This is a genomic window from Hydrogenophaga sp. SL48 (assembly GCF_021729865.1).
Lineage (GTDB): Bacteria > Pseudomonadota > Gammaproteobacteria > Burkholderiales > Burkholderiaceae_C > Hydrogenophaga.
In genome coordinates this window covers 2,954,014-2,980,625 of the sequence record NZ_CP063400.1, presented here as the reverse complement: position 1 = coordinate 2,980,625, position 26,612 = coordinate 2,954,014, and the positions used below count along the sequence as shown (strand labels likewise).

The window sequence follows — 26,612 nt, the reverse complement described above, 5'->3', positions numbered from 1 at the left end:
TCTACCTTAGGATGTTGTCAAGCGCACTAGTTAGATGAACTCTGGTGGCGTGATGTTGAATTTGGTCAAATGTGGATTTAATTATGATGCCGTTATATGCTTGATGCATTGGCCAAGAGCAGCTTTGTAGAGTTGTACAGCCGAGTTCACGTGAATTGATGTGCTTTATTAATTCACGAAGTAATCTGCTAAACTCACTCTGCCCATTTTCAGCATAGTATTGGGTTGCTGATATTAGCTCACCAGTTTGAAACAAGTCGATCTTGTTAATGACTATGACGATGTTTCGGATCTTTAGGAGTGTAGATGGAACTTCTTTGATTATACTTGTGAAGTATGCGAAATGACTACTCTCGGATTTGATTCTGTCATTTCGGTACTGTTGAAGCGAAATATTGGCGAAATTGTTGGGTATGTTGTTTGGTTGTCTTGGGTTTTCAAAGTTGTATCCAAAGTCGACGACATATACTATCGTGCTTGGACTATTTGCGCTGAGGGATTTTTTAAAGTCATCCTTTATTCTTTCAAATATGAACTGTTGGCCTGGCGCAATTTTTGCGATCTTGGCATAGCTTTCGCCGAGGAGCAATATACCAGTTTCTGTTCGATACGAAGTAATTGGGGGTTGTTGAGAAGGCTTAACTTCATCAAGCAGGAAACGCAATAAGCTCGATTTCCCAGCATTTGGTTGTCCTAGTACCCAAATATCTGCATGTGCATCATTTAGTTTTGTCCATGCCCTTTGCTTTAGATAGGAAAGAAGCCGTCTTTGCTTGAAAGCTAGCCATCCTACGCTGAACACCGCTTTTATTTGTGCAATTTCCAAGTGGCACCCTCATCTTAATTGCGTATCAAATCAACGAATCTTTCAACCCAGTCGGTTGAACACCGGTTTTTCTCCAAGCAACGTGAACCACTCAGTCCGCCACAAAGTAACCAAACCGCTCGAACTGGCTTTTTCGTCCGGCTTCGCGGCGGCCAGTGGGGGCTCGGGGTGACTGGGATCACGTGTTGTCTTTTACCTTGGAGAGTTTCATGTTGGCAAAAGATAAGACATTTCACCACTATCTGGGCTAATTTGAATCTAACTTTGAATATCCCTAGTCGGATTTTCTGTGGGCGGCTGTTGCCCCAACAATTTTTTTTGTTAGTGCAGAGACCTCATCGGCTAGATGTTGATATTCTTCGGTGATCTGCTCTTGGCTTTTGTTGGATAGGAAGAATAGTTTTTTTGCTGCTAACCGAATGGATTCAACTAAGGTTGATTCTGATTCGAGTCGATTGATGGTGGTCCATCTGTCAATCGCTCCACTAGATAGCCCAAATAGCTCTTCTTGCCAAACACAAGAGTTTACTTCAAGAAGAATTTCTCGTTGCGTTGCTATGCGGTTATTAAATTCGCTCACCTTAATTCCTCATTGAAAGTAATTTGTCCATCCAGGTCGAAATTTCTGAGGCTGCAGTTTTTGCGCAAAGAATCTCTGCTTCAGAGAGGGTTGGCCCGTACCCTCTAGTGGATAGGATTCGAGCTCGTTCAAAAATATTGAATATATTTTCACTAACTGGTAATGGATGATCTATTAATAGAGGTGATTTTCTGGAGAAAATCGGGTCATGAGTGAAGGAATGGCATGTTGCAAAATTTCGCATTGCCAAAAACATGCACGATATATTAAATGTGGCGTTTTTAGCTGACTTTTGAAGTGCATAATTGGATTCAGAAAATAAACTTCTAAACTTTAGGCAGTCAGTTGCTGTGTTTTTGTATGGATTTGGTATTCCAATGTCCGCCAGATAGTCAGAGCCATCGCTTGAGTATATGAGGCGAGACTCAAGGTGTAAATGCCAGGCAAAAGGATTGCCTTCGTTCCAGAGTTGATCAATTCTTTTATGGGTATAAATAGAGAATTTTTGAGGATCAATTTCAGGTCTGAACTTATTCACGCAAGCAAGTAGATCGATGTCGGAGCCTGAATCAACCTCGCCTCTACACAGGGACCCGAAGGCGTAAAATTGAGTCTTCATCTTCTACCGAATCGCTTAATCAGTATGGCTGTTAACAATGCTACTCCGACGAGTCGAGTGGCTGTTATGAGTGCAAGAATGCCAATTGAATACTCTTGTGGACTGGATACACCAAGGAAAACTCCAGGGGCTCGTTTGACGCTTTCCCAATGGTCCGCAATATTTAATATATTTCCGAAGAAAGCTGTGTTGTAGAGTGAAATTGCAAGGATGGTCAGAACTAGAGTTCGTGCTAACTTAACAATGCTCTCGCCGTTCCCCCAGATGAAGTCCAAAACCCAAAATTCAAGCCATTTCAAGAACTGTGAAAATGCCTTGAACCCAGTGTATTTTTTTTGGTAATAAGATTCTTTTGATCGCCAAGACTTGTAGAGATAAATTGATGTTGCTTCCAGTTCTAATGAGATTGCCTTATTTACCGCTTTTGCGTCGCCTACCTGTTGATAGTTCATTCTTAAGGTTCGTGCGAATCTCATCCTTAGATTTTCAGGTCTAGGTGCTTCGCTATCTAATATGTCATCATCGATTTGACAGCGTTCAAAAACTGCATATTCAAATTGACACCCTGTGAATGAGGATTGATGAAAATTAGACCCAATAAATCGGCAGCCAGTGAAGTCGCATGAATCAAATGTACAGTTGTTTAGATAGCAACCATCAAAGATGCAGTGTTTGAAAGAAACTTTTTCAAATCGAATTTTCTTTGCATTGAGGCGGAGGAAGACTTTGAAGGCGAATTTTTTTGGTTCGACGAGTACGTCGGCGGAAACATAGAAGTCAGTAATAACTTCGCGATTACCGCGTTTGAGTGAGGCGCTCGTTACAGATGCTGCTATAGGTGAATTTTTGTCGATCATCTCCGCCGCAATGCTGATTGCACCACCTGCACTGGTTTCATTCATCACAAAGGTGCTCCCGATTTAGATTTCGACTGCATATCAGTTTGAGTCTTCTACTTTCCCCAACTATCCTTCAACCCAGTAACCCTATTAAACACCGGCTTGCTACCCGCCACGTGATCCACCCGATCCGCCACAAAGTACCCAAACCGCTCGAACTGGAATTTTTGATCCGGCTTCGCAGCGGCCAGCGACGGCTCCACGAAGGCGGTTACCACCTTGAGGCTGTTGGGGTTCAGGGCTTCGATGAAGTCTTTGCCGCCGGCGTCGGGGTTGGGGTCGCTGAACAGGCGGTCGTACAGGCGCACTTCGGCGCTCACGCCGCTGGCCACGCTGACCCAGGTGATGGCGGCTTTGGCTTTCACGCTGTCGGCGCCGGGGGTGCCGCTCTTGGTGCCGGGGATCACTTTGGCGTGCACTTCGGTCACTTGGCCGCTCGCGTCTTTGGCGCAGCCGGTGCATTCGATGACGTAGCCGCCTTTGAGGCGCACCACGTTCCCCGGAAACAGGCGCTTGTAGCCCTTGGGCGGCACTTCTTCAAAGTCTTCGCGTTCGATCCACACTTCCTTGCCGATCTTGAACACGCGATCCGGTGGCGGGGTCTGGCCTTCCGGCACGGCGTGGTGGGGCAGGGCGGGCTGGGTGCAGTCTTCGGTGTAGTCGTCAGCGCCAAAGGCCTCTGCCCAGTTGGTGAGCACCAACTTGACGGGGTCGAGCACGGCCATGCCCCGGTGGGCCTTGTTTTCCAGGTCTTCGCGCAGGCAGCCTTCGAGCGTGCTGTAGTCGATCCAGCTGTCGCTCTTGGTGACGCCGATGCGTTCGGCAAAGAGCTGGATGCTTTCGGGCGTGTAGCCGCGGCGGCGCAGGCCGACGATGGTGGGCATGCGCGGGTCGTCCCAGCCGCTGACTTTGTGGTCGTACACGAGCTGCGCGAGCTTGCGCTTGCTGGTGATGACGTAGGTGAGGTTGAGGCGGGCAAATTCGTACTGGTGCGGCGCGGGGTGGGCGAGCAGGCCGCCTTCGCACAGGCGGTCCATCAGCCAGTCGTAGAACGGGCGCTGGTCTTCAAACTCCAGCGTGCAGATGCTGTGGGTGATCTGCTCCAGCGCGTCCTCGATGGGGTGCGCAAAGGTGTACATGGGGTAGATGCACCATTTGTCGCCGGTGTTGTGGTGCGTGGCGCGGCGGATGCGGTAGATGGCCGGGTCGCGCAGGTTGATGTTGGGCGAGGCCATGTCGATCTTGGCGCGCAGCACCATGGAGCCGTCTTCGTGCGCGCCGTCGCGCATTTCGCGGAAGCGGGCCAGGTTTTCGGCCGGCGTGCGGCTGCGGAAGGGGCTGTCCACGCCGGGTTTGCCGAAGTCGCCGCGCGCGGCGCGCATCTGCTCGCTGGTCTGTTCGTCCACATAGGCGTGGCCGGCTTCGATCAGGTATTCCGCGGCGCGGTACATGAAGTCGAAGTAGTCGCTGGCCTGGAAGAGGTGGTTCTGGCCGTTGGCTTCCCACTTGAAGCCGAGCCACTGCACCGCGTCGAGGATGGAGTTGACGTATTCGGTGTCTTCCTTCTCGGGGTTGGTGTCGTCAAAGCGCATGTGGCAGACGCCGCCGTAGTCGCGCGCCAGTCCAAAGTTGAGGCAGATGCTTTTGGCGTGGCCGATGTGCAGGTAGCCGTTGGGCTCGGGGGGGAAGCGGGTGCGGATCTTGGCCGGGTCGGGCTGGCCGGCGGCGTGGTGGGCGGCGTCGCCCGGGGTGCCGGCCCAGCGGCGCTGGCTGTAGGTGCCTTTGTCCAGATCGTTTTCGATGATCTGTCGCAGGAAGTTGGAGACCTTGTGCTCCTCGCCGGCTGCGGCGGCGGGAGGGTTGTTTTTAGCGGGGGAAGAGGGGGTGTTGGAGCTCATTCACCCATTCTAGGGCGGCGGGCTCAGCGGGCGAGGGCAGGCTCCTGCGTGCGGGCCGGCTCAGGCGCCGCTGGTGCGGTCTTCTGCGCTGGTGCCTGGTCCGCTTGAGCCATGAGGGCGATGGAATCATTGGCATCGGTATTGGCCGCCAGCCTTGCGTCGATCTGGCCTTCCTTGATCGGTCCTCCATTGGCCTGGGCAAAGCGGATCTGGCCATCCGCCAACTTGAGGTGGGTAATGCCGTTCAAACCCTGCTTATGGGCTTCGGCCGCCAGGGCGACGACGGTGTTGTCCATGCCCTGATCCCAAGGGAGCTGGTACCGCTCGGCGGTGGCGCGGACGTGCTGCGCGCTGTCTTTCAGCAATCTCAGGCTCTCGGTCGAGAGCTCGCGCGAGGGGCGCAGTTTTAAGAAAGCTTCTTCCGGAGGCGATTCCGAAGGTGCATGTTTGGTGGCGGGCTGGTCGGGCAAGGGATGGCGCGTCAGCGCTTCCTGCAGATAGCCGTTGTGGAGCGCTGACTCCCAGGCGGCAGCATTGGCCTGGCGGTCGGTGAGGCCTTTGGGCGTCTTGGTCGCATCACCTGTGTTGATGATGGCCCCCGCTGCTTTTGCATCGGTTCTGGCCTTGTTGTTGCCATGGACCGTGGTCTTCCAGTACTGAATCGCCAGCGTTTCGGCATTGCCTTGCTCGGCTGCAAGCTCCGGGTGATTGATCAGATCAAGGCCGGTAGCTTTCTGCGAGGCCCCGTAGTTTCCGCGTCCGGTGAGCTGTATGTAGCCTCGTCCGCGAAACCTGTACCCGTCACCAGGCTCTGTGTTCCCCAGCAAGCGTTCACCCTCTGGCACTCCGTAGACCTGTTCGGCAATCGCTTTCTGGCGCTCCGTTCGATCGGGAATGCGAGAGATCTCCGCTGCCTTGACCGGCGTCAGTCCATTGCGATCTCCGAACACGTCGTAGAGGCGGCTTCCGCTGTAGTTCAAATTCTCTTCGAGACGCGAAAAGTTCTGGCTCTCATGTTGCACCTGCCCCATGAAATTGGCCAGCTCCCTTGGGTCTGTGATACCGCTGCGGAAGGCGGCGACCAGCAGCGACTCGGCGCGCGGGCGTGTTGTGCGGTCCAGGTTGGGAATCAAATCGTTGGGCATTGCCTAAGGAAGGTCTGCAAAACCGCGGCGCCGTGGGCCGATGTGAGACAGTGACGTCATGAAGCAAATGAGCCTGGGCGAGAGCGGATTCGAGCGCAAGACCAAGAGAACGCGCAAGCGCGAGTTCCTCGACGAGATGAACCTGGTAGTGCCGTGGACCGAGCTGGTGTCGCTGATTGCACAGCATGCACCAACGCCTGGCGCCAAGGGTGGTCGTCCGCCGTTTGCCGTGCGAACCATGCTTCGCATTCACTTCCTGCAGCAGTGGTTCAACCTGTCCGACCCGGCGATGGAGGAGGCGCTGTACGACACGCCCATGTTTCGAGAGTTTGCGGGGCTGGACCAGGGTGAGGAGAACTTGCCTGACGAGAGCACCATCCTGCGCTTTCGCCATCTGCTCGAACAACACAACTTGAGCCTGCAATTGCTTGCCACGGTCAACGCCACCCTGGCCGACAAAGGCCTGCTGCTCAAGAGCGGTACGGTCGTCGACGCCACGCTCATTGCCGCCCCCAGCTCGACCAAGAACAACAGCGGCGAACGCGACCCCGAGATGCATCAGACCAAGAAGGGCAACCAGTGGCACTTCGGGATGAAAGCGCATATTGGGGTCGATGCCGAATCGGGCCTGGTGCACACCGTCAAGGCCACAGCGGCCAACGCGCACGACATCACCCAGGCCAGCGAACTGCTGCACGGCGACGAAACCGATGTCTTTGCCGACTCTGGCTACCGGGGCGTTCACAAGCGCGATGAGGTGATCAAGGACCATCCCGAGGTCCACTGGTACGTGGCCATGATGCCCAGCCATCGCAAGGCGCTGGACAAGGAAACGCCCATGGGCTCGATCATGGAAGCGCTGGAGAAAACCAAGGCGCGCATCCGAGCCAAGGTCGAACACCCGTTCCGGGTGATCAAGCGCCAGTTCGGATATGTGAAGGTGCGCTACCGGGGATTGGCCAAGAACACGGCGCAGCTGCACACCCTGTTTGCGTTGTCCAACATCTGGATGGTGCGCCGAACGCTTTTGAAGGAGACCCGAGGATGAGTGCGTCCGAATGCGGCCAACGGCCACGAATCAGGGCGAAATCGGCCAACAAAGCGCCCTCGTGAGCCTGAAATCGCCATCATTTGAAATTGCATGCATCACCTCGCGCCGTAGCGGGTGTTGTGCAGACCTTCCCTAACCTCACCGAACGGTGCTGTTGTTCACTGCTTCGACTTTCGGTTCTTGACCCACTCCGGGTTGTCGACCATTCTGGACATGAATGATCCCAGGTGCGCCCCGTCGTTCCGAAGCAGACACTTTGGTTCCAGCGCCGTGGTGCCCTTCGACCACCAGCCCGTTGGCGACCGGTCTGCATCGATCGTCAGCTGATCCATGGGCTCAACATCTCTCCCGATCGAGAACGAAAGAAACGCCCCACTTTCCGTTTCGACAAACATGTTGTGCTGTGCAGTCACGGACACGGTCTGTGTCATGTACCTCTTGTACTCCTTGGGGTCTCGGGGATGTGTGAACTGAACCTTGCCCTGTTTCGACCCGACCGCCACATACGCATACCCAGGGTTGTCCTCGGGCTTGCCCTGGAACTCGTTGAATCCAGGCGATCCACACAGCGAGAGCAGTCGGTGGTCCGCCAGTTCGCACGAGAAGCCGACGACTTCTTTGGGCTTGCAAAGATGGGTTGCGGTTTCGCCTTGCAGGGTGATGCCTGCGGCACAGGCGCTCAGCGAAACAGCGGCGAAGGTTCCCAGAAGCACCGTTACCGCAGCGCGGCAGCGAGAGCGTGGCTGTTTGTTCATGGTGGTTTCCATCCGCCGATGCGATGAGGCGGGGTGTGTGACAGGTGGCCGCATTGTGCCGTTTGCAATGCCCTGTGCAATCCCGCAAATGGGGCAACAAACGGCGCTGCGTCAGAGCGCCCGGACCACGGCGTGATTCATTTGGGCGATGGCGCGAAACCCGGCGCTGATGCGCTCGTCTTGCGTGGCGGCCCGCCAGAAGCGCTGCGCCAGTTCGCGCGCCCGGGGCCAGACGGCGAGCGTGTGCACGCTGGGCCGGGGTGGGTTGGCGGCGAAGTCGCGCGGGACGATCTCGCCAGCCACGGGCGCGTAGAGCATGGGCAGCATGTCGTAGGCGGGCGCGAGCTGCCAGCTGTTGGCCTGCAGCAGCAGGGAGATGTTGCCGTGGTGGCGGTCGGTGTTGGCGATCAGGGCGCCGTAGGCGTCGAGCAGGCAGAGGGTGTCGACGTCGGCGGGGGTGAGTCGGTCGGCGCCGGCCATGTCGACGCGCTGCGCGGTGTCGACCCAGTTGGTGCCCTGGCCGATGTACTGGCGGTCGTACACGTCGAGCGAGACCATGCCGACGCGCCCTTGCAGCGTGCGGTCGAAGCGCCGGCTTTGCAGGAAGACGCGGCCGGCGGCCAGCACAAGCTCGGTGGGCGCGGCGGCCACGCCGGCCTCGGCCAGGGTGTGCAGGGCCAGCGCTTCACACACCAGCAGGTCGCGCCAGCGCTGGTCGGCCGGGGCGTCGCCGGCGGGTGAGAACTTCACCAGCACAGGGTGACCGTCGCGCAGCGCGCTGAATTTGGGCTGTTCGCCGCCCGCGCTGGAGCCGGCGTGGCTGCTGCCCAGGGCTTGGAGCGCGAGGCGCGGGTAGTCGGTTTCGGCGTCGCTGATCGACAGCGCGGCGCCCCGGCGGGCCAGGAAGCGGTCGAAGGCCGGCGTGCCGACCAGCAGGTTGCCCGGCAGGTCGTCGCCCGCGTTGACGAGCGCTTTCAAGATGTGGTCATCGCTCCAGTGCTGCAGGGTGGCGGGCAGTTGCAGCGCGGGGTGGGCCTGCGCGAAGCCGCGGCCGAGAAAGCCCTGGGGCCGCATGTCGTAGATGAACCAGGGCAGGCTGTCGTGAAAGGCGCTGCGGCCGTGGGCTTCGTCCATCCAGAAGCCGCTGCCGGCCAGCGGAAACAGCGTGCCGAAGGGGCGCACGCTGCCGTCGGCATTCACCTCGTGCACCGGCACGCGGCGGCCCACACCGTCCACCTCGCGCGGCAGCAGGTAGCGCTGGGCGCGCGCCGCGCCGACCTTGACCACCTGGCCGGTGGCGGCGAGGGCGTTGAGCGCGCGGGAGACGGTGGCCTGGCTCACGCCCAGGCGGTCTTGCAGTTGCGGGCTGCTGGCGTGGCCGCCGAGCTGGCGCAGGGCGGTGAGCAGTTGCTCGCTCGGGTTTTGAGTGGCTGACATGAATAGATTTGTGAATAGATTTATTGGCGCCATGGTGGCACAAAAATCCATTCACATCAAAGGTTTTATCCTGCCTTTCGATGGGCAGAGGCCGCCAACCTGAATGCTTTCAAAGCGTGGTGTGGCCCCAGCCGGTGAGCTGCACCAGCCGCTCCAGCGCGAACGCGCCGAGCACCGAATTGCCTTTGGAGTCGAGCTCGGGCGACCACACGGCCACCGTGCCCACGCCGGGCACCACGGCCACGATGCAGCCGCCCACACCGGTCTTCACCGGCAGGCCGATGCGGTAGGCGAAGTCGCCCGCGGCGTCGTAGGCGCCGCAGGTGAGCAGCAGGGCGTTGACGCGGCGGGTGTCGTCGGCGCTCAAAAACTGTTCGTCGGCTTCGCCGCTGCGCCCGAGGTCGCGCCCGCCGTTGGCGAGGAACATGGTGGCCTGCGCGAGCTGGGCGCAGCTCATTTCGGTGGCGCACTGGCGGCAGTAGTTGTCGAGCACCAGCTCGGGGTCGTTGTGGAAGTTGCCGTGGCTCTTCATGAAATAGGCCATGGCCATGTTGCGGTGCGCGGTGTCGCGCTCGCTCTGGGCGATGCGCGCGTTCCAGTAGAGCGCGGGGTCGTCCACCAGGCGGCGCAGGGCGCCGAGCAGGGCGTAGTCGAGGTGGGCGTAGCGGCTGGTGAGGATGTCGGTGATGACCAGCGCCCCCGCGTTGATGAAGGGGTTGCGCGGGATGCCGTTTTCCGTCTCCAGCTGCACGATGGAATTGAACGCCGCGCCCGAGGGCTCGCGCCCCACGCGCTTCCACAGGTCGTCGCCCACCAGCTTGAGCGCCAGCACGAAGGTGAACAGCTTGGTGATGCTCTGCAGCGAGAACGCGGTGTGCGCGTCGCCCACGGTGTGGCTTTCGCCGTTGCACAGCGCCACCGCCATGCCGAACTGCCGCGGCGCCACCTCGCCCAGCGCGGGGATGTAGTCGGCCACGCGGCCCTGGCCATAGAGGGCCTGGGCTTCGGTGTGGATTTGCTCCAGCAGGGCGGGAAGGTGAGGCGGCGTGGCGGTCATGGCGCATTCTAGGAAGCGCGGAGGCCACGGTATGCCGAGCCTGGCGGCCGGGATGCAGCGGGCGCATGAAGGTGGGAAAGGCAGGGTATCCCCCAGCGGTGTGAGGCCGTCCCTGTGTGCGAAAAGCCGCGCCGCCGGGCGCTGCAGCCGACAAGGGGCGCACAAAGGGGGTGTCAGCGGCGGCCGGTTTCCGCTATCGTCACAGGCGGTTTCGAACATGAACAAGGAGGTTGCGTGGCCATTGAAAAAGACGACCCGGACACCTTCGTGATGGAAGGCCAGTCGGAGTGGGAGGCCACGCACGTGGACGACGTGTTCCTGCCCTCGGTGCAGGTGCAACTGGGCTGGAGCGACGTCGAAGCCGCGGTGGCGCAGGGCGCGATCGTGCCCACGCAGGCGCACGCACTCTGGGCCACCTGGGCGGCGCCGGGCAGCCCGCTGCGGCGCGGCGGTGATGCCGCCGACACGGGTTTTCAGCCCACCGTGGACGAGGCGCCGTGGGTGGCCGACCCGTTGGACGACGGCGAGCCGGACGGTCGCGGCAAACTGATGCTGGCCGTGGCCTTGCTGCTGGCCGCGGCGGTGGGCGCGGGGCTGATGTACCTGCTGGGCCGCTGATTCAAAGGCCCCCGGGGCCACCCCTCAATCGGGCTGGCCCCAGCCTCTTGCCGGCGCGTGCTGGCGCTGGCGTTGCAGGTCGGCCTGCATCTGCCGCTCGAACTCTTCCCTCGCTTCGCGCAGTCGCTTGACGTAGTCGTCGCCGTCGCCCTCGTGGCGGATGGTGCGTGTCGCCTTCACCATGCTCTCGGAATGGCGGCGGAAGTCGTCGGCGAGCTGGCGCGCGTGGAAACGGTCGAAGCCGAGCAGCTCCAGCGTGGCGCGGGCGCTGCGCAACGAGCTCTCCAGCAGCTCGCGCTGCACGTGGTGCACCTTCGCGTCGGCCAGGTGCTGGGCGTGCACCGCGTCGTAGGCCCGGGCCACGATGGGCAGGCCGGGGTGGGCCGTCTGCAGCTCGTGCACCAGGCGGGTGACCTGTTCCGCGTCGTCGATGGCGATCACCACCGCGCGCGCGTTCGCCACGCCGGCCGCGTGCAGCAGGTCGGGCTGGGTGGCGTCGCCGAAATACACCTTGTAGCCGAAGCGGCGGGCCGAATCGACCGTGTCGGCGTCGTGGTCGATCACGGTCGGGCGGATGCCAGCGCTCAGCAGCGTGCGCGCCACGATCTGGCCGTAGCGGCCAAAGCCCGCCAGCAGCACCGGCGCCTCGGGTTCGTCGATGGTGTCGGCCGGGCGGCTGCTGGCCTCGGGGCGGCTGTAGCGGTCGAAGGCGATCAGCAGCAGCGGTGTGCTGACCATCGAGAGCGCGGCGATCAGCGTGAGCAGGTCGGCGTCGGCGGCGGGCAGCACGGCCGAGGCCTTGGCCGCCGCGAGCACCACGAACGCGAACTCGCCCACCTGCGACAGCAGCACCGCCAGCAGCGAGCGCTGCGAGCCCGCCAGCTTCACCACGCGGCCCAGCAGCCACAGCCCCAGCGCCTTGAGCGCCACCACCACCACCAGGCCCACGATCACCTGCACCGGCGCGGAGAGCAGCAGGCCGAGCTGCATGCTCATGCCGACCGCGATGAAGAACAGGCCGAGCAGCAGGCCCTTGAACGGCAGGATGTCGTTTTCCAGCGCGTGGCGGTACTCCGAGCTGGCCAGCAGCACGCCGGCCAGGAAGGCACCCAGCCCCATCGAGAGCCCCACGCGCTCCATCAGCGCGGCCACGCCCAGCACCAGCAGCAGCGCGAAGCCGGTGAACAGCTCGCGCACGTTGATGCGCGCGATGTAGCGCATCAGCGGGTAGGCGACAAACCGGCCGAACACCACCACGCCGACGACGGCGGCGATCTGCAGCCACACGCCGCCGCTGTGCGCCGCGTGGGCCGGCTCGGCGGCGGGCGCGGCGCTGCCGAGCACGGCGGCGAGCGCGAGCAGCGGGATCGCGGCGATGTCCTGGAACAGCAGCATGGCGAAGCCGCTCTGGCCCACCGGGCGCGACATCAGGTTGCGTTCCTGCAGGATGGCCACGGCGATGGCCGTGGACGAGAGCGCCATCGCCAGCGAACCGACCAGCGCCGCCTGCCAGGTCCAGCCCACCAGCAGGCCGACGGGAAAAAGCAGCGCGGCGCACAGCAGCATCTGCAGCGCGCCGCCGCCGAACACCGCGCCGCGCATGGCCCACAGGCGCTGTGGCTCCAGCTCCAGCCCGATGACGAACAGCATCAGCACCACACCGAGTTCGGACACGTGCAGGATGGCGGCGGGGTCGTTCACCACGCCCAGGCCGACCGGCCCGATCACCACGCCGGCCACGAGGTAACCCAGCACCGAGCCCAGCCCGGCGCGCACCGCCAGCGGCACGAACACCAGCGCGGCCAGCAGGAACAGGATCGCCTGGGTCATGCGGTGGCTCCCGCGGTGGTGATGTCGGCGAGGTGCTGTTCGAGCAGCCGTTGCAGACCGCCGCAGCAGGCGCTCACCTGCACCACCGTGTTGGCGTGGCCACCGTGCACCACGTAGGGCGGCAGCCAGTGCATGCCGCAGAAGCGGGCGGTATTTTCGATGGGCGGCAGGAAATCGGCGAAGGGACGGCCGTGGCTGCCGCCGGGTGCGTATTCGCTGGCGGTGGCGCCCGCGCTGGTGACCCACCAGGCGGTTTTGCCGCGCAGGGCCTCGCCGCCTGGCCCGTAGGCCCAGCCGTAGGCGAGCACCTGGTCAAACCAGTGCTTCATCAGCGCGGGCACGCTGTACCAGTGCACCGGTGTGAGCCAGACCACCAGGTCGGCCGCGAGCAGGGCGCGCTGCTCGGCGGCGACGTCGATGTCGAAATCGGGGTAGAGGTCGTAGAGCGGGCGCACGGTCGTGTCGGGCTGCGCCTCGAACACCTGGCGCATGGCGCCGGTGATGAGCGAGCTGCCCGGGCGCGGGTGGGCATGGATGACCAGGGTGTGGGGCATGGGCGGTCGGCGGAGGGTGGCCTGGGGAGCCGCCACCTTATCACTGGCCGAAGCGCGGACCGTCGGTCAGAAAGGTGGTTTCTTCGGGCGTGCTGACGCGGCCGAGGGCCGCGTTGCGGTGCGGAAAACGGCCGAAGCGCTGGACGATGTCGCTGTGCTGCTCGGCAAAGCGCAGGTTGCCGGCCAGCGTGGCCTGCAGCTCGGGCGGGCTGGTTCTGTGCAGGGCCTGGAAACGCAGCACGCACTCGTCCTGCAGCGCCGGGCTCTCGGCGTGCATCAACGGCATGTAGAGAAACACCCGGGCCACCCGGGGCAGCTCTTCGTTTTGTCCGCGCGCCAGGGTGTGCATCACCAGGCGCTGCGCCCGCCCGTCGCCCGCGAAGGCGCGCGGCTGGCCCCGGTACACGTTGCGGGTGAACTGGTCGAGCAGCAGCACCAGCGCCAGACGTTCATGGACCCGCTGCTCCCAGTCGACCAGCCCGCCGTCGAGCGCCTCATCCACCAGCGCCCCGAAGCGCTCGCGGATCAGGGCGTCCTGCCCGGCGCCGCCGCCGAACCAGAGTGCGTTGCGGTCGTCGGAGGGCCAGTCCTGCGCCAGGCCGTCGCCGAACCAGAAATCAAGCACCTCCTGGGGACTGGGGGAGTGGGGTGGGGTTGGGGTCGCGGAAGGGAGCATGGGCGTTGTTACGAAAAGCTACGAGTTTGACCGTGCGTGAGGTACAGGTTACCGGGAATGTGTTTTTAATCCTTTCATGGCGCCTGAATTCCGGCACCACAACAAGGAGACCCACGATGACAACCCTTCTTCCGAGCATTTCGCGCACTTCGCCTCTGGCACGCGGCCTGGCTTTGGTGAGTCTGGCAGCGGGCGCCTGGGCGCTCTCGGCCGGCATGAGCCAGGCACATGCCCGTGACGTGTATTGGTCGGTCGGCGTGAACGGCCCCGGTGTGACCATCGGCGCGTCCAACGCACCGGTGGTGGTCCACCAGCCGCCGTCTTATTACTACCCGCAGCCTGTGGTGGTGCACCAGCCCCCGCATTACTACCGCCCCCGCCCGGTGGTGGTGCATCAGCCGCCGCCTTACTACTACGCGCCACCGGTGGTCGTCCAGAGCGGCTGGGTTCAAACCCCGCGCTGGCGTGAGCACCCGGGGCGCGGCCACGGCCGCTGGGATCACGACCGCCATGATCGCCATGACCGGGACGACGACCGCCGTGGTCGCGGCAGAGGTCGCGACTGACCCCCTGAGCGCATCGGGAAACGCGCCGCCAGCCGCCTTCAGCGGTGGCCGCGCGCGATCCGCGCCGCCAGCCGCGCGGCCACCCGGGCGGTCAGGCCGTCCCGGTCCTGACCAGGGTTGAGTTCGGCGATGTCGGCGGCCGCCACGCGGCCTGACGCCAGCACCTGATCGATCAGCCGCTCCACGTGCGCGAGCGGCACCCCCAGCGGCGCGGGTGCCGACACCCCCGGTGCCTGCGCCCCGGGCAAGACATCCAGACACACCGTGAGGTACACCGCGTCGCAGGCGGCCAGATCGGCGGCCAGCGCGTCCTGCGCGACCGTGAGCGCGTCGCTCGTTTGCAGTGCATCGTCCAGCCAGTACCGCACACCCAGCTCCCCGGCCCGGTCGAACAGGGCCTGCGTGTTGGCGAACCGGCTGATGCCCAGCACCCGGTAGTTGAAGGCCTGACCCAGGGCCTGGCACCGTTCGGCGATCTGCCGGAACGGCGTGCCCGAGTTGCCCTGGGCGGCGGTGCGCAGGTCGAAATGCGCGTCGAGGTTGACGATCAGCAGGCGCTGGTGCCGCCCGGCCTTTTCCAGGCCCTGGAAAGTGCCCCAGGCAACTTCATGTCCACCCCCCAGCACCAGCGGCAGGCTGCCGCGCGCGATGGCCTCGGCCACCCGGTTTCCGAGTTGGGACTGGGCGACTTCGAGCGCGCCGTCGTCGCAGGCCACGTCGCCCGCGTCCCACAGCGCTGGCTCGCCCATCACCGGCATGTTGGCCAGCGCCGTGCGCAGCGCCTTCGGCCCTTCGGCCGCGCCGGGGCGCCCGCCGTTGCGGCGCACACCTTCATCGACGGCAAAGCCGATCAAGGTGACGCCGCCCCGGCTGTGAGCATCGGCGGGGCGCACGCGCTGGTGCCAGCGCGTGCTGTCGCCGGTTTCTTCGGCGTCGATGCGGCCGCGCCATTCAAAAGCTTCTGTCGGATTCATGTGCGCTCCAGGCCCGCCGCGATGACGCGGCGGCAGGGGTTGCGGCCAAACCAGTAGGCCAGTTCGTTCGGGTGGTCCAGGTCCCAGGCCACGAAGTCGGCGCGCTGGCCGGCGATGAGCTGGCCTCGATCGCGCAGACCCAGCGCGCGCGCGGCGTGCAGTGTGATGCCCTGCACCGCTTCGAGCGGTGTGAGGCGGAACAGGGTGCAGGCCATGCTGGCCATGAGCAGCAGCGACAGGCCCGGCGAGGTGCCGGGGTTGTGGTCGGTGGACACGGCCATGGGCACGCCGGCCGCGCGCAGCGCCGCGATGGGCGGCAGCTTGGTTTCACGCAGGAAGTAATACGCGCCGGGCAGCAGCACGGCCACGGTGCCGGCCGCTTTCATGGCGGCGATGCCGGCGACGCTCAGGTGTTCGAGGTGGTCGCACGAGAGCGCGCCGAACGAGGCCGCGAGCGCGGCGCCGCCCTGGTCGGAGAGTTGTTCGGCGTGCAGCTTGACGGGCAGGCCGAGGGCTTTGGCCGCTTCAAAGACGCGGCGCGTCTGGGCGGGTGAGAAGCCGATGTTTTCGCAGAACGCGTCCACGGCATCGACCAGGCCTTGGGCGTGCAGCTCGGGCAGCCAGGCGCAGACGGCGTCGATGTAATCGTCGGGCCGGCCCTCGAATTCGGGCGGCAGGGCGTGGGCTCCGAGGAAGGTGGTTCTGACGGTCAGCCTTCGGCACTCGCCCAGGTGGCGCGCGACGCGCAGGCAGCGCGCCTCGGCCTCCAGCGAGAGGCCGTAGCCCGACTTGATCTCCAGCGTGGTCACGCCTTCGGCCATGAGGTCTTGTGCCCGTTGGGTGGCGCTGGCCAGCAGGGCGTCCTCGCTCGCGTTTCGCGTGGCCGCGACGGTGGAGCGGATGCCGCCGCCCGCGCGCGCAATGGCTTCGTAGCTCGCGCCCTGCAGTCGCTGCTCGAACTCGGCCGCGCGCTGGCCGCCGTAGACCAGGTGGGTGTGGCAGTCCACCAGGCCGGGCGTGAGCAGCGCGCCGCCGAGGTCGACCTCGTGCGCTGGATGGGCATGTGAAGGAAGGGCACGGTTCGGGCCGACCCAGGTGATCTGGTCGCCGTCGGTGAGCACGGCGCCATCTTCGATCAGGCCCCAGCCGTCGGCGCCCTGGGCGGGGTCGAGCGTGGCGAGGCGGGCGTTGTGCCAGAGGGTGGTGGTCATGGGCTCAAGCCTTCGGGAATGTGGTGCAGCCACCAGCCAGTGGCTGGTGCAGGGTTGTCGGGTTCGAAGCGCCAGTCGCCTGGCGGCGGCGTGTCGAACCAGAGCAGGCTGAGGGCGGGCAGGGCGCGCTGCTGGTCGCCGTTGCGCCAGCGGCCGGGCACGCGCGCGAACAGGCCGGCCTGGGCGCCGGCGGGGGCTGACCAGGCGGTGCCGGGCGACACGGTGGCCATGCCGCCCGCGCCGCCGCGAACCATGAGGTTGAGGTCGCGCACCGGGCCGCCGGTCAGTTGGCAGCCGGGCGCCGCAGCGCCGTCGAAAGCCAATGGCGTATCGCCCGGGCGCAGCGCCAGCGATTGTTCGGAGAAGTCCAGCGCCACGCCCTCGCCCGAGATCAGCACGAACCAGCGCCTTACGCCGGGGAAGGCCGAGAACGGTCCGTCGGCGGCGATGTCGGCCACGCTGATGCGCAGCCGCCAGTCCGCTGGATCGGGCCAGGCCAGCAGCTCTCGCGTGACCCCACCGCCGTTGCGCCACCGCGTGGCCGGGGCGCTGTCGACGGTGATGGTGCGCGCGGTGGTCATGGCGCGATCAGTTCGCCCAAACAGAAGCGAACAGGTCCTGGTGCGCGGCACCGGCCGCACCTTCCAGCACCAGCCGGCGGGCGGCTTCGATGTCGGGCGCGAACAGGCGGTCCTTGTCGTAGAACGGCACCTGGGCGCGCAATGTGGTGTGCGCCTGAGCCAGTCGCGGCGAGGTCGCCAGTGGGCGGTGGAAGTCCACGCCCTGCGCGGCGGCCAGCCACTCGATGCCGAGGATGGTGGCGGTGTTGTCGGCCATCTCGGCCAGGCGGCGCCCGGCGTAGGTGGCCATGCTCACGTGGTCTTCCTGGTTGGCGCTGGTGGGCAGGCTGTCGACGCTGGCGGGGTGCGCGTGCGACTTGTTTTCCGAGGCCAGCGCGGCGGCGGTGACGTGGGCGATCATGAAGCCGCTGTTGAGGCCCGGGTTGTCCACCAGGAAGGGCGGCAGGCCTGAGAGCGTGCTGTCGATCAGCAGCGCGATGCGGCGCTCGGAAATGGCGCCGATCTCGGCGATGGCCAGGGCCAGCGTGTCGGCCGCGAAGGCGACCGGCTCGGCGTGGAAGTTGCCGCCCGAGAGCACCTCGTTGGTGTCCACGAACACCAGCGGGTTGTCGGTGACGGCGTTGGCCTCGGTCAGCAGCGTGCGCGCGGCGTTGTTGATGAGGTCGCGGCAGGCGCCCATGACCTGGGGCTGGCAGCGCAGGCTGTAGGGGTCCTGCACGCGCTCGTCGTTGTCCAGGTGCGAGAGGCGGATCTGGCTGCCCGCGAGCAGGGCACGCGTGGCGGCGGCCACGGCGATCTGGCCCGGCTGACCGCGCACCGCGTGGATGCGCGGGTCGAAGGGCGCGTCGCTGCCTTTGGCCGCGTCCACGCTGAGCGCGCCGGTCACCGTGCCGGCTTCGAGCAGGCGCTCGGCCATGAACAGGCCGTGCAGCGCGAGCGCGGTGGAGACCTGCGTGCCGTTGATCAGCGCCAGGCCTTCCTTGGCCGCGAGCGTGAGCGGGGTGATGCCGGCGGCCTTCAGCGCAGAGGCAGCGGACACCCACTCGCCGTTCACGCGCACCTCGCCTTCGCCCATCAGCGCCAGCGTCATGTGCGACAGCGGCGCGAGATCGCCCGATGCGCCGACCGAGCCCTTGACCGGGATGCGCGGCGTGATGCCGGCGTTGAGCAGGGCGAGCAGCGTGTCGATGACCACCGGGCGCACACCCGAATAACCGCGCGCGAGGCTCGCGGCTTTCATCAGCACCACGAGGCGCACGGTGGCGTCGCTCATGGGTTCGCCGGTGCCGACCGAGTGCGACAGGATCAGGTTGCGCTGCAGCAGCTCCAACTGGTCGTCGGGAATGCGCGTCTTGGCGAGCTTGCCGAAGCCGGTGTTGATGCCGTAGGCCGCATCGCCTTTCTGCACGATGGCGTGGATCGCCGCGGCCGATGCCGCGATGCCCGCTTGCGCGTCGTCGCTGAGCTGGACGCGCAAGGCCTGTTGCCAGACGGTGCGCAGATCGGCCAGGGTCATCTGGCCGGGTTGGAGGGTGAGGGTGTGGGTCATGTGTGAGTGTCTCTTTCCGGGGCCGGGTCAGGCGATCATGGGCAACTTCAACCCTTGTTTTTTCGCGGTTGCAATCGCCAGCTCATACCCCGCATCGGCGTGGCGCATCACGCCCGAGCCGCAGTCGTTCACCAGCACGCGCGCCAGGCGTTCGGCGGCGGCGTCGGTGCCGTCGGCCACGATCACCATGCCCGAGTGTTGCGAGTAACCCATGCCCACACCGCCACCGTGGTGCAGGCTGACCCAGCTGGCGCCGCCGGCGGTGTTGAGCAGGGCGTTCAGCAACGGCCAGTCGCTCACGGCGTCGGTGCCGTCTTTCATGGCCTCGGTTTCGCGGTTGGGGCTGGCGACCGAGCCGGTGTCCAGGTGGTCGCGGCCGATCACGATCGGGGCCTTGAGTTCACCGTTGCGAACCATCTCGTTGAAGGCCAGGCCGGCGATGTGGCGCTCGCCCAGGCCGAGCCAGCAGATGCGCGCAGGCAGGCCCTGGAAGGCGATGCGCTCGCGCGCCATGTCGAGCCAGCGGTGCGTGTGGTGGTTGTTCGGGAACAGTTCCTTGATCTTGGCGTCGGTCTTGTAGATGTCTTCCGGGTCGCCCGAGAGCGCGACCCAGCGGAACGGGCCCTTGCCTTCGCAGAACATGGGGCGGATGTAGGCGGGCACGAAGCCGGGGAAATCAAACGCGTTCTTCACGCCCTGGTCGAACGCGACCTGGCGGATGTTGTTGCCGTAGTCCACCGTGGGGATGCCCATGGCCTGGAAGTCCAGCATGGCCTGCACGTGCACCGCGCAGCCCTGCGCGGCCTCGGCGGTCAGGCGGGCGTGTTGCGCCGGGTCCTTCTGCGCGGCCTTCCACTGCGCCACGCTCCAGCCCACGGGCAGGTAGCCGTTGATGAGGTCGTGCGCCGAGGTCTGGTCGGTGACGAGGTCGGGTCGGATGCCACCGGCCTTCGCCCGCTTCACCAGCTCGGGCAGCACCTCGGCCGCGTTGCCCAGCAGGGCGATGGACACGGCTTCTTTCTTCGCTGTGTGTTCCTGGATCAGCTCCAGCGCGTGGTGAATGTCGCGCGCCTGCTTGTCCACGTAGCGCGTGCGCAGGCGGAAGTCGATGCTGCTCTGCTGGCACTCGATGTTGAGCGAGCAGGCGCCAGCCAGTGTGGCGGCCAGCGGCTGCGCGCCGCCCATGCCACCGAGACCGGCGGTGAGGATCCAGCGGCCAGACAAATCATTCTTGTAGTGTTGCTTGCCGGCTTCGACGAAGGTCTCGAAGGTGCCCTGCACGATGCCCTGGCTGCCGATGTAGATCCAGCTGCCGGCGGTCATCTGGCCGTACATGAACAGGCCTTTGCGGTCGAGTTCGTTGAAGTGTTCCCAGGTGGCCCACTTGGGCACCAGGTTGCTGTTGGCGATCAGCACGCGCGGGGCGTTCGAATGCGTCTTGAACACGCCGACTGGTTTGCCCGACTGCACCAGCAGGGTCTCGTCGTCGTTGAGGTCTTTCAGCGACGCGAGGATCTGGTCGAAGCAGGCCCAGTCGCGCGCGGCGCGGCCGATGCCGCCGTAGACCACCAGGTGCTGCGGGTTCTCGGCGACCTCGGGGTCGAGGTTGTTCTGGATCATGCGGTAGGCGGCTTCGGCGATCCAGTTCTTGCAGGTCAGCGTGTTGCCGCGCGGGGCGCGGATGACGCGGGTGGGGTCGAGGCGGGGGTCGGTGTTGGTGTTCATGGGGAACTCCTGAAAAAAGCGGTGGGAAGAAGGACGGAGGTCAGGCTATCCAGCCCTGGGCAAAAGCGATGTGGCCGGCGCCGGCGGCGAGCAGGATGCTCAGCGCGGTGCGCACGAACCAGACACCGACCATCTGGCGCAGCGAGATCGGGATGCGCGTGGCCAGCACGCAGGGGATCGAGCCGGAGAAAAACAGCACCGAGCTGACCGAGACCACGGCGGCGACGTAGCGCACCACCGGGTCGGCGCCCTTGAGCTGGAGCGCGGGCAGGAACATCTCGGCCAGGCCCGAGGCCAGGGCCTTGGATGTCGCCACCGGTTCGGCCAGGCCACCGAGCCACACGAAGGGCAACAGCAACAGCCCCAGCAGGTCGAACACCGGCGTGTAGCGCGCCAGCAGCAGGCCGATCAGGCCGACGGCGAGGATGGTGGGCACCACCGCGCTGGCCATGGCGAGGCCGTCGCGCAGGTTGTCGCGCAGCACGCGCCACAGCGGCGGCGCGCCGTGGGCCTGGGCCAGGCCGGCGTCCCAGGCGGCTTGCCAGCGGTTGCGGCCGACGGGCAGGGTGTCGCTCACACCGCCGGTGTTGTCCATGCGCGAGATCGGTGGCAGCCAGGCGGTGATGGCGGTGACGGCGAATGCGATCACGAAGGTGGACCAGAAGTAGAAGTTCCAGGCGTCCATCAGGTTCAGCGTCTTGGCCACGATGATCATGAAAGCGGCCGAGACGGTGGAGAAGCCGGTGGCGATGATGGCCGCTTCGCGCGCGGTGTATTTGCCGTCGAGGTAGACGCGGTTGGTGATCAAGAGGCCCACCGAGTAGCTGCCGACGAAGGAGGCCACGGCGTCGATGGCCGAGTGGCCCGGCGTGCGCCAGATCGGCCGCATGACGGGCTGCATCAGCACGCCCACCAGCTCCAGCAGACCGAAGCCGACCAGGAAGGCCAGCGCCACCGCGCCCAGCGGCACGATCAGGCCGACGGTGAGCGCGAGCTTGTCGAACAGGAAGGGCAGCATGTCCTTCTGGAACAACACGGCCGGGCCGGTGCCGGTGAGGTACATCAGCGCCAGCACCAGGCCCAGGACCTTGAGCGCGCTGAACACGGCGGTGGTGGTGCTGGCGCGCCAGCTGCCCCGGGCGAAGGGCGCGGCCGCGCCCCAGGCCATGAGCGCCAGCACCAGCGCGATCGACAGGCTGCGCTGCTGCTGCGCGAGGTAGGTGGCGGCGTGGTCGAACAGGATGGTGGTTTTGCCGGCGATCTCCAGCGGCAGGAAAAACATCACCAGGCCGATGCCGCTGTAGGCCAGCAGGCGCAGGAAGGCGGCGGGGGCGGGCGGGCTGGACGCCGTGGCGGTGCGGGTGTTCATGGTCGGTCTCCTCGGGGCGGTGTCGGTGGTCTGTCTGTACATATCAAAAATCATGTCTTCGATATGTATATACAACTTTATCTGGCCATAATGACTGCTGTCAATACCACTTCATCGGTTTGCACCCCCGTAGAAACCCTATGTCGAACGGTTCCAACCCCTTGCCCGCCGCGGCCGCCGATGACCGCAAGCCCGCCTATCTGCGGGTGAAGCAGCATGTGCTGGCGCAGATCCAGGGAGGGGTCTGGAAAGAGGGCGATGCGATTCCCGGTGAAGAGGCGCTGGCGCGCGAGTTCGGCGTGTCGCGCATGACGGTGAACCGCGCGATCCGCGAGCTGAGCGACGAGCAGATCGTGGAGCGGGTGCAGGGCTCGGGCACCTACGTGGCGCAGCAGAAGTACCAGGCCACGCTGGTCGACATCCGCAACATCGCCGAAGAGATCGCCGCGCGCGGCCACGTGCACCGCAGCGAGCTGCACAAGCTGGAGCGCATCAAGGCCGGCGAGGCGCTGTGGCGGCAGTTCGGGGTGCCGCCCGAGCAGGCGCTGTTCCACTCGGTGGTGGTGCACTTTGAAAACGGCCAGCCGATCCAGGTGGAGGACCGCCACGTGAACCCGGCGGTGGCGCCCGATTACCTGGCGCAGGACTTCGCCACCCAGACGCCCAACGCCTACCTGATGCGGGTCGCCCCGCTGGAGGGTGTGAAGTTCGCCATCGAGGCCTGCCAGCCCCCGCCCTGGGTGGGTGAGATGCTGGGCATGCCGCCCGGCGAGCCATGTCTGGTGTTGCGCCGGCAGACGCAGTCCATGGGCCGTGTGGCGTCGGTGGCGGCGATGTGGCACCCGGCGTCGCGGTACCAGTTCACGGGCAGTTTCTAGGCGACGCCGAAGTCCAACGTCTCGCCGTCGGCGGGTGCATACACGCGCGCGCCCAGTCCGGCGTGGTTGGCCGCCGCGCGCAGCTGCGAGCGAGTGACAGGGCAGTGGCTGATGGCTTCGAGATGGTTGACCACCACCGTGCCCTGCGCCAGGTGGGCAAAGGCCATCACCTGTTCCAGGCCCATGATGATGTCGCCGCCCACATCGAAGCGCGCGCCGCCACCTGGCACCACGCAGATCTGGGGCTGCCGCTGTTGCACGAAAGTTTCGATCTCGGGGGTGAGAACGGTGTCGCCTGCCAGGTACAGCGAAGGCTCACCGGGCAGGGTGATGTGGTAGCCCACACCGTGCTCCATGAATCGACCCACCAGACCGTGGCCGTGGGTGCAGCGCACTGTGCGGATGCTGCCTTCGAAAAAGGGCACGCCTTCGGCGTGTCCCTCGGGCAGGGCCTCCACTCGCAGGCCGCGTTGGCGCAGATATGGTGCATCGTGTGGGGTGCAGATGACGGGAATCCGACGCTCGCGCAGCCAGCGCTTGCCGACGGCGTCCAGATGGTCGAAGTGGCCCTTCTGGCAATGCGTGATCAGGCAGTGGGTCACCTGGTCCAGGACGCTGTCGGCATCGGCGGGCAGCGCCACTGTGGGGTTGCGTTCACGCACGCCGTCGAGCAAACGCAGTGGAGGCAGGGCGCCGCGTGGGGCCAGCATGGGGTCGACCAACACATGGCGTTCGCCCAGGTGCAGGACCAGGGTGGCATTGCGGAGTTGGGTGATGCGCATGGTGGATTCCTTTGGACAGTGCGTCCATTGTGGAACCGGTCCCCTGATTGTTACCATGGCGGTATCGCCATGTTGTATGGTGATTCCGCCGAAAATCATCTGCAAAAAAAATCCGTCCCATTCCATGCCACCGACACCTGCACTCCCCACCCTGCGCATCGCGATCCTGGCTTACCCCGGTTGCGTGGGGGCAGAGATTTTTGCGGTGGTCGACGTGTTGCGCTTGGCGGGCCATCTGGCACGCGCGCTGCGCACTCCGCCGGCGATGAGGCTGGAAGTGCAGGTGGTGGGATTGCGGGGGCGTCGTGTGTCCATGGCGGGAGGGTTGGTGCTGTCGGTCCAGGCGCCCCCAGCGGCCATCGATGTGCTGATCGTGCCAGGGCTGGACATCGACCGGCTCGACGACTGGGAGGCGCGACTGGCACCGCTGCAGCGGGAGCTGGCCTTCATACGCAAGACCTTTTCAAGAGGCTGTGCAGTAGCGGGCGTGTGCGTGGGCGCTTTCCTGCTGGCGCAGGCGGGGCTGCTCGATGGCCGCCGGGCGACCACGGCTTGGCTGTGCGCTCCACAGTTGGCGCAGCGCTATCCGCAGGTCCGACTGGTGCAGGATGCGGTGCTGGTGGAGGACGGCGCTGTGCTCACCACCGGAGCGGTGAGCTCGGTGTTCGATCTGGCACTCCTGCTGGTGCGGCGCACACTTGGCGCCCAGGTAGCGGCGGCCACGGCCCGGATGGCCTTGCTGTCCGATGGCCGCAGCTCGCAGGCGCCTTATGTCGACGCCAGCCTGCGTCCCCCGGCCCTGCCCTCGTTTGCCCAGTCGGTGGCACAGTGGCTCCAGACGCGGCTGGCCGAACCCTACGATCTGGCGCGCTTGGCGCGAGCGTTCCACGTGAGCCCGCGCACCCTGCTGCGCCGGGTGAAGGCCGAGAGCGGGTACCCACCTTTGGTGTTGTTGCAGCAAGCCCGTGTGGAAGAAGCCAAGCGGCTGCTCAGGGAGACCCGCTGGAGCCTGGCCCGCGTCACCGAGGCGGTGGGCTACGGCGACGTTCCGACCTTCTCGCGCCTGTTCGCCGCCAGGGTGGGTGAAACCCCGGCGCGCTACCGGCGCCGGGCCACTCTCACATCGCCTTGAACTGCCCCGCGTAAAGCCGGCTCACAGGCCACGACTCGGTGCGCCCGCGCAGGTGCAGGCTGAGCTTGCCGGCTTCGTCGCGGCTGACGCTGTGGATGGCGGTGGCGCGCACCACGGTACCGCGGTGCACCTGCCAGAACAGGCTGGCGTCGAGCTGCGGCGTCAGGTCTTTGAGCGGGGTTCGGATCAGCAGCTCGGTGTCTGCGGTGAGCACGCGCACGTACTTGTCGGCGGCCTCGAACACCAGCACCTCTTCAATGGGCACCAGCCGGATCTGCTGTCCCACGCTGGCCTGGATCACGCGCAGTGGCTCGGTCGCGGCGGCCGCCGGTGCCAGCAGGGCGCGCAGCTGCTCCAGCGCCTGATCGATCGGTGCCGCTGCCCCCTGCGGCCGGGGGGCCAGCCGCTGCTGCAGCCGCTGCACCGTTTGCGCGAGCCGTTCGGGCCGCACCGGTTTGAGCAGGTAGTCCACCGCCTGCGCTTCGAAAGCCTCGACGGCGTACTGGTCGTAGGCGGTGACGAACACGATGGCGGGAAACGGCGTGTCGGCGGGCCACTCGTCGGCCAGCTCGGCGGCGGCCTCCAGCCCGCTCTGCCCCGGCATGCGGATGTCCAGGAACAGCACATCGGGCCTCAGCGCCAGTCCCTGCGCCACGGCGGCCGCGCCGTTGCCCACGGTCGCGATCACCCTCAGCTCGGGCCAGGCAGCGGCAAGTTCGGCCTGCAGCGCGGCGGCGAGCAGGGGTTCGTCTTCGGCGATCAGGGCGGTGGCGTTCATGCGGCTTCCTCTTGGCGCAGGGTCAGCGGCAGGTGCAGGCGGACGGTCGTACCCTCGCCGACCTGGCTGGTCAGTTCGACACGCCCCAAGCCCCGCGGCAGGCTGGCCACACGCTCGCGCACCTGCGCGAGACCGAAGCCGCTGGCGTTGTCACGGCCGTTGACCTGCGCCGGCGCGTCGGTGTTCATGCCGACGCCGGTGTCCCGCACCTCGATCAGCAGCCCGTTCGACCCTTCGCGCCGCGCGGTCACCGTGATGCTGCCGCCGTCGAGCTTGGGCTCCAGCCCGTGGCGGATCGCGTTCTCCACCAGCGGCTGCAGCAACAGCGGCGGCAGCGGATGGCGTTGCAGGCCGTCGGGCAGTTGCAGCGAAAAGGCCAGGCGCGGCCCCATGCGCACGGCCATCAGCTCCAGGTAGTCGCCCAGGCGGGCGAACTCGTCGGCCAGCGTGTGGCCGCCGCTCACCGCGTCGGTGCGCGAGGCCTTGAGCGTGGCACGCAGGTAGTCGTTGAGCCGGTCGAGCATGTGGATCGCGCGCGGCGGGTCGGTGGCGATCAGTGCGCGCAGGTTGGCCAGCGTGTTGAACAGCATGTGCGGTTCCAGCTGTGTTTCCAGCAGCTTGAGCCGCGCCTCGGTGGCCTGCTTGTGCATGTCCAGCGCGCGCTCGCGTTGCTGGAAATAGAAGAGGAAGGCGAAGCTCACGCCCAGCGAAGACAGCCAGAAACCCCAGAAGCGCTGAGGCGAGAGCCTGAAAAGCTCCCAGGTGGAATGGCCGGCGTAGGCGTCACCCACCGCCGTGCCCGCCGCGTAGCCCAGCAGCATGCACACCGGCATGTACACCAGGGTGCGGGCCGACCAGGCCCAGTAGTGCGGAGGGTTGATGCGCAGCCAGCGATGCAGGGCGATGCGCACCGGGTCGCAGAGCAACCAGATCGAGGTGCTGATGGCAAAGGTGTACACCAGCGAACGGTCGAGCTGGTGCGACTGAGGGCTCGATATCCAGAGGAAGAGGGCGATCAGCGGCGCCACGCCCCAGACCACCAGCCCGCGGCGCACCACACCGGCGCGGGTGACCGGAGGCAGCCAGCGCAGGAGCAGGTCGGAGGCGGATCGGGTCATGGAG

Annotated in this window: 26 protein-coding genes; 5 read left to right on the top strand and 21 right to left on the bottom strand. The window is 65.1% G+C overall.

Annotated features, from left to right (window positions below; all coding sequences use genetic code 11):
* Position 1: 1 nt before the first annotated feature.
* The 6 genes from IM738_RS14075 to IM738_RS14050 all read right to left on the bottom strand — a co-directional run bounded on the left by IM738_RS14075 (position 2) and on the right by IM738_RS14050 (position 5,967).
* Positions 2 to 826, bottom strand: coding sequence for a GTPase (locus IM738_RS14075; RefSeq protein WP_236961441.1), 825 nt, complete (start codon positions 824 to 826; stop codon positions 2 to 4).
* A gap of 274 nt (positions 827 to 1,100) precedes the next feature.
* The gene (locus IM738_RS14070) at positions 1,101 to 1,406 is read right to left on the bottom strand and encodes a hypothetical protein (RefSeq protein ID WP_236961440.1); all 306 of its coding nucleotides are present in this window, start codon (positions 1,404 to 1,406) and stop codon (positions 1,101 to 1,103) included.
* A gap of 1 nt (position 1,407) precedes the next feature.
* The gene (locus IM738_RS14065) at positions 1,408 to 2,025 is read right to left on the bottom strand and encodes a nucleotidyltransferase domain-containing protein (protein ID WP_236961439.1); all 618 of its coding nucleotides are present in this window, start codon (positions 2,023 to 2,025) and stop codon (positions 1,408 to 1,410) included.
* Positions 2,022 to 2,927: a pentapeptide repeat-containing protein gene (locus IM738_RS14060; RefSeq protein ID WP_236961438.1), complete on the bottom strand. Its 906-nt coding sequence runs from the start codon at positions 2,925 to 2,927 to the stop codon at positions 2,022 to 2,024. The genes IM738_RS14065 and IM738_RS14060 overlap by 4 nt, the downstream gene beginning before the upstream one ends.
* A gap of 50 nt (positions 2,928 to 2,977) precedes the next feature.
* Positions 2,978 to 4,822, bottom strand: coding sequence for a glutamine--tRNA ligase/YqeY domain fusion protein (locus IM738_RS14055; RefSeq protein WP_236961437.1), 1,845 nt, complete (start codon positions 4,820 to 4,822; stop codon positions 2,978 to 2,980).
* Positions 4,823 to 4,845: 23 nt separating this feature from the next.
* Complete coding sequence (locus IM738_RS14050) at positions 4,846 to 5,967, bottom strand: glycoside hydrolase family 19 protein (protein WP_236961436.1); 1,122 nt, start codon at positions 5,965 to 5,967, stop codon at positions 4,846 to 4,848.
* 58 nt (positions 5,968 to 6,025) lie between these two features.
* Here IM738_RS14050 and IM738_RS14045 point away from each other — a divergent pair, with 58 nt between their 5' ends.
* Positions 6,026 to 7,015 (top strand): IS5 family transposase, encoded by a 990-nt coding sequence (locus IM738_RS14045; RefSeq protein WP_236961435.1) that lies wholly within the window; start codon positions 6,026 to 6,028, stop codon positions 7,013 to 7,015.
* A 161-nt stretch (positions 7,016 to 7,176) separates the two neighbouring features.
* Here the strand turns inward: IM738_RS14045 and IM738_RS14040 are convergent, their stop codons facing one another.
* From IM738_RS14040 to IM738_RS14030, 3 genes are all read right to left on the bottom strand, one after another.
* The gene (locus tag IM738_RS14040) at positions 7,177 to 7,773 is read right to left on the bottom strand and encodes a hypothetical protein (RefSeq protein ID WP_236961434.1); all 597 of its coding nucleotides are present in this window, start codon (positions 7,771 to 7,773) and stop codon (positions 7,177 to 7,179) included.
* Between the two features lie 111 nt (positions 7,774 to 7,884).
* Positions 7,885 to 9,210, bottom strand: a complete 1,326-nt coding sequence (yjjJ, locus tag IM738_RS14035; protein WP_236961432.1) for a type II toxin-antitoxin system HipA family toxin YjjJ — start codon at positions 9,208 to 9,210, stop codon at positions 7,885 to 7,887.
* A 109-nt stretch (positions 9,211 to 9,319) separates the two neighbouring features.
* Positions 9,320 to 10,267: a glutaminase gene (locus IM738_RS14030; RefSeq protein WP_236961431.1), complete on the bottom strand. Its 948-nt coding sequence runs from the start codon at positions 10,265 to 10,267 to the stop codon at positions 9,320 to 9,322.
* Positions 10,268 to 10,501: 234 nt separating this feature from the next.
* On the opposite strand from IM738_RS14030, the gene IM738_RS14025 reads away from it, so the two are divergent.
* The gene (locus IM738_RS14025; protein WP_236961429.1) at positions 10,502 to 10,885 is read left to right on the top strand and encodes a hypothetical protein; all 384 of its coding nucleotides are present in this window, start codon (positions 10,502 to 10,504) and stop codon (positions 10,883 to 10,885) included.
* A gap of 24 nt (positions 10,886 to 10,909) precedes the next feature.
* On the opposite strand, the gene IM738_RS14020 is transcribed toward IM738_RS14025, so the two are convergent.
* From IM738_RS14020 to IM738_RS14010, 3 genes are read right to left on the bottom strand one after another with little or no spacing between them, the layout of a single operon-like run.
* The gene (locus tag IM738_RS14020; RefSeq protein ID WP_236961427.1) at positions 10,910 to 12,715 is read right to left on the bottom strand and encodes a monovalent cation:proton antiporter-2 (CPA2) family protein; all 1,806 of its coding nucleotides are present in this window, start codon (positions 12,713 to 12,715) and stop codon (positions 10,910 to 10,912) included.
* Positions 12,712 to 13,269 (bottom strand): glutathione-regulated potassium-efflux system oxidoreductase KefF, encoded by a 558-nt coding sequence (gene kefF, locus IM738_RS14015; protein WP_236961425.1) that lies wholly within the window; start codon positions 13,267 to 13,269, stop codon positions 12,712 to 12,714. Before kefF ends, IM738_RS14020 begins: the two co-directional genes overlap by 4 nt.
* 40 nt (positions 13,270 to 13,309) lie before the next feature.
* Positions 13,310 to 13,945 (bottom strand): DUF924 family protein, encoded by a 636-nt coding sequence (locus IM738_RS14010; RefSeq protein ID WP_236961422.1) that lies wholly within the window; start codon positions 13,943 to 13,945, stop codon positions 13,310 to 13,312.
* A 116-nt stretch (positions 13,946 to 14,061) separates the two neighbouring features.
* Between IM738_RS14010 and IM738_RS14005 the strand changes: the two genes are divergently transcribed.
* A complete protein-coding gene (locus IM738_RS14005) occupies positions 14,062 to 14,511 on the top strand; it encodes a hypothetical protein (RefSeq protein WP_236961421.1) in 450 nt (149 codons plus the stop codon).
* A gap of 38 nt (positions 14,512 to 14,549) precedes the next feature.
* Here IM738_RS14005 and hutG read toward each other — a convergent pair whose 3' ends face one another.
* Genes hutG through IM738_RS13975 form a run of 6 tightly spaced genes read right to left on the bottom strand, consistent with a single transcriptional unit; the run spans position 14,550 to position 21,920 of the window.
* Positions 14,550 to 15,485 (bottom strand): formimidoylglutamase, encoded by a 936-nt coding sequence (gene hutG, locus IM738_RS14000; RefSeq protein WP_236961418.1) that lies wholly within the window; start codon positions 15,483 to 15,485, stop codon positions 14,550 to 14,552.
* Positions 15,482 to 16,696, bottom strand: coding sequence for an imidazolonepropionase (gene hutI, locus IM738_RS13995; RefSeq protein WP_236961416.1), 1,215 nt, complete (start codon positions 16,694 to 16,696; stop codon positions 15,482 to 15,484). Before hutI ends, hutG begins: the two co-directional genes overlap by 4 nt.
* The gene (locus tag IM738_RS13990) at positions 16,693 to 17,277 is read right to left on the bottom strand and encodes a HutD/Ves family protein (RefSeq protein ID WP_236961414.1); all 585 of its coding nucleotides are present in this window, start codon (positions 17,275 to 17,277) and stop codon (positions 16,693 to 16,695) included. Before IM738_RS13990 ends, hutI begins: the two co-directional genes overlap by 4 nt.
* 7 nt (positions 17,278 to 17,284) lie before the next feature.
* Positions 17,285 to 18,826, bottom strand: coding sequence for a histidine ammonia-lyase (gene hutH / locus IM738_RS13985; protein WP_236961412.1), 1,542 nt, complete (start codon positions 18,824 to 18,826; stop codon positions 17,285 to 17,287).
* Between the two features lie 27 nt (positions 18,827 to 18,853).
* On the bottom strand, positions 18,854 to 20,551 hold the full coding sequence (gene hutU, locus IM738_RS13980) for a urocanate hydratase (protein WP_236961410.1): 1,698 nt from the start codon (positions 20,549 to 20,551) through the stop codon (positions 18,854 to 18,856).
* Between the two features lie 40 nt (positions 20,552 to 20,591).
* Complete coding sequence (locus IM738_RS13975) at positions 20,592 to 21,920, bottom strand: YjiH family protein (protein ID WP_236961408.1); 1,329 nt, start codon at positions 21,918 to 21,920, stop codon at positions 20,592 to 20,594.
* Between the two features lie 140 nt (positions 21,921 to 22,060).
* Between IM738_RS13975 and hutC the strand changes: the two genes are divergently transcribed.
* Positions 22,061 to 22,798 (top strand): histidine utilization repressor, encoded by a 738-nt coding sequence (gene hutC, locus IM738_RS13970; protein WP_236961406.1) that lies wholly within the window; start codon positions 22,061 to 22,063, stop codon positions 22,796 to 22,798.
* Here hutC and IM738_RS13965 read toward each other — a convergent pair.
* Complete coding sequence (locus IM738_RS13965; RefSeq protein WP_236961404.1) at positions 22,795 to 23,580, bottom strand: MBL fold metallo-hydrolase; 786 nt, start codon at positions 23,578 to 23,580, stop codon at positions 22,795 to 22,797. The two genes, hutC and IM738_RS13965, sit on opposite strands and share 4 nt — an antisense overlap.
* 124 nt (positions 23,581 to 23,704) lie before the next feature.
* Between IM738_RS13965 and IM738_RS13960 the strand changes: the two genes are divergently transcribed.
* On the top strand, positions 23,705 to 24,712 hold the full coding sequence (locus tag IM738_RS13960) for a GlxA family transcriptional regulator (RefSeq protein WP_236961403.1): 1,008 nt from the start codon (positions 23,705 to 23,707) through the stop codon (positions 24,710 to 24,712).
* On the opposite strand, the gene IM738_RS13955 is transcribed toward IM738_RS13960, so the two are convergent.
* Positions 24,699 to 25,490 (bottom strand): LytR/AlgR family response regulator transcription factor, encoded by a 792-nt coding sequence (locus IM738_RS13955; RefSeq protein ID WP_236961401.1) that lies wholly within the window; start codon positions 25,488 to 25,490, stop codon positions 24,699 to 24,701. The two genes, IM738_RS13960 and IM738_RS13955, sit on opposite strands and share 14 nt — an antisense overlap.
* A complete protein-coding gene (locus IM738_RS13950) occupies positions 25,487 to 26,608 on the bottom strand; it encodes a sensor histidine kinase (protein ID WP_236961400.1) in 1,122 nt (373 codons plus the stop codon). Before IM738_RS13950 ends, IM738_RS13955 begins: the two co-directional genes overlap by 4 nt.
* Positions 26,609 to 26,612: the final 4 nt, after the last annotated feature.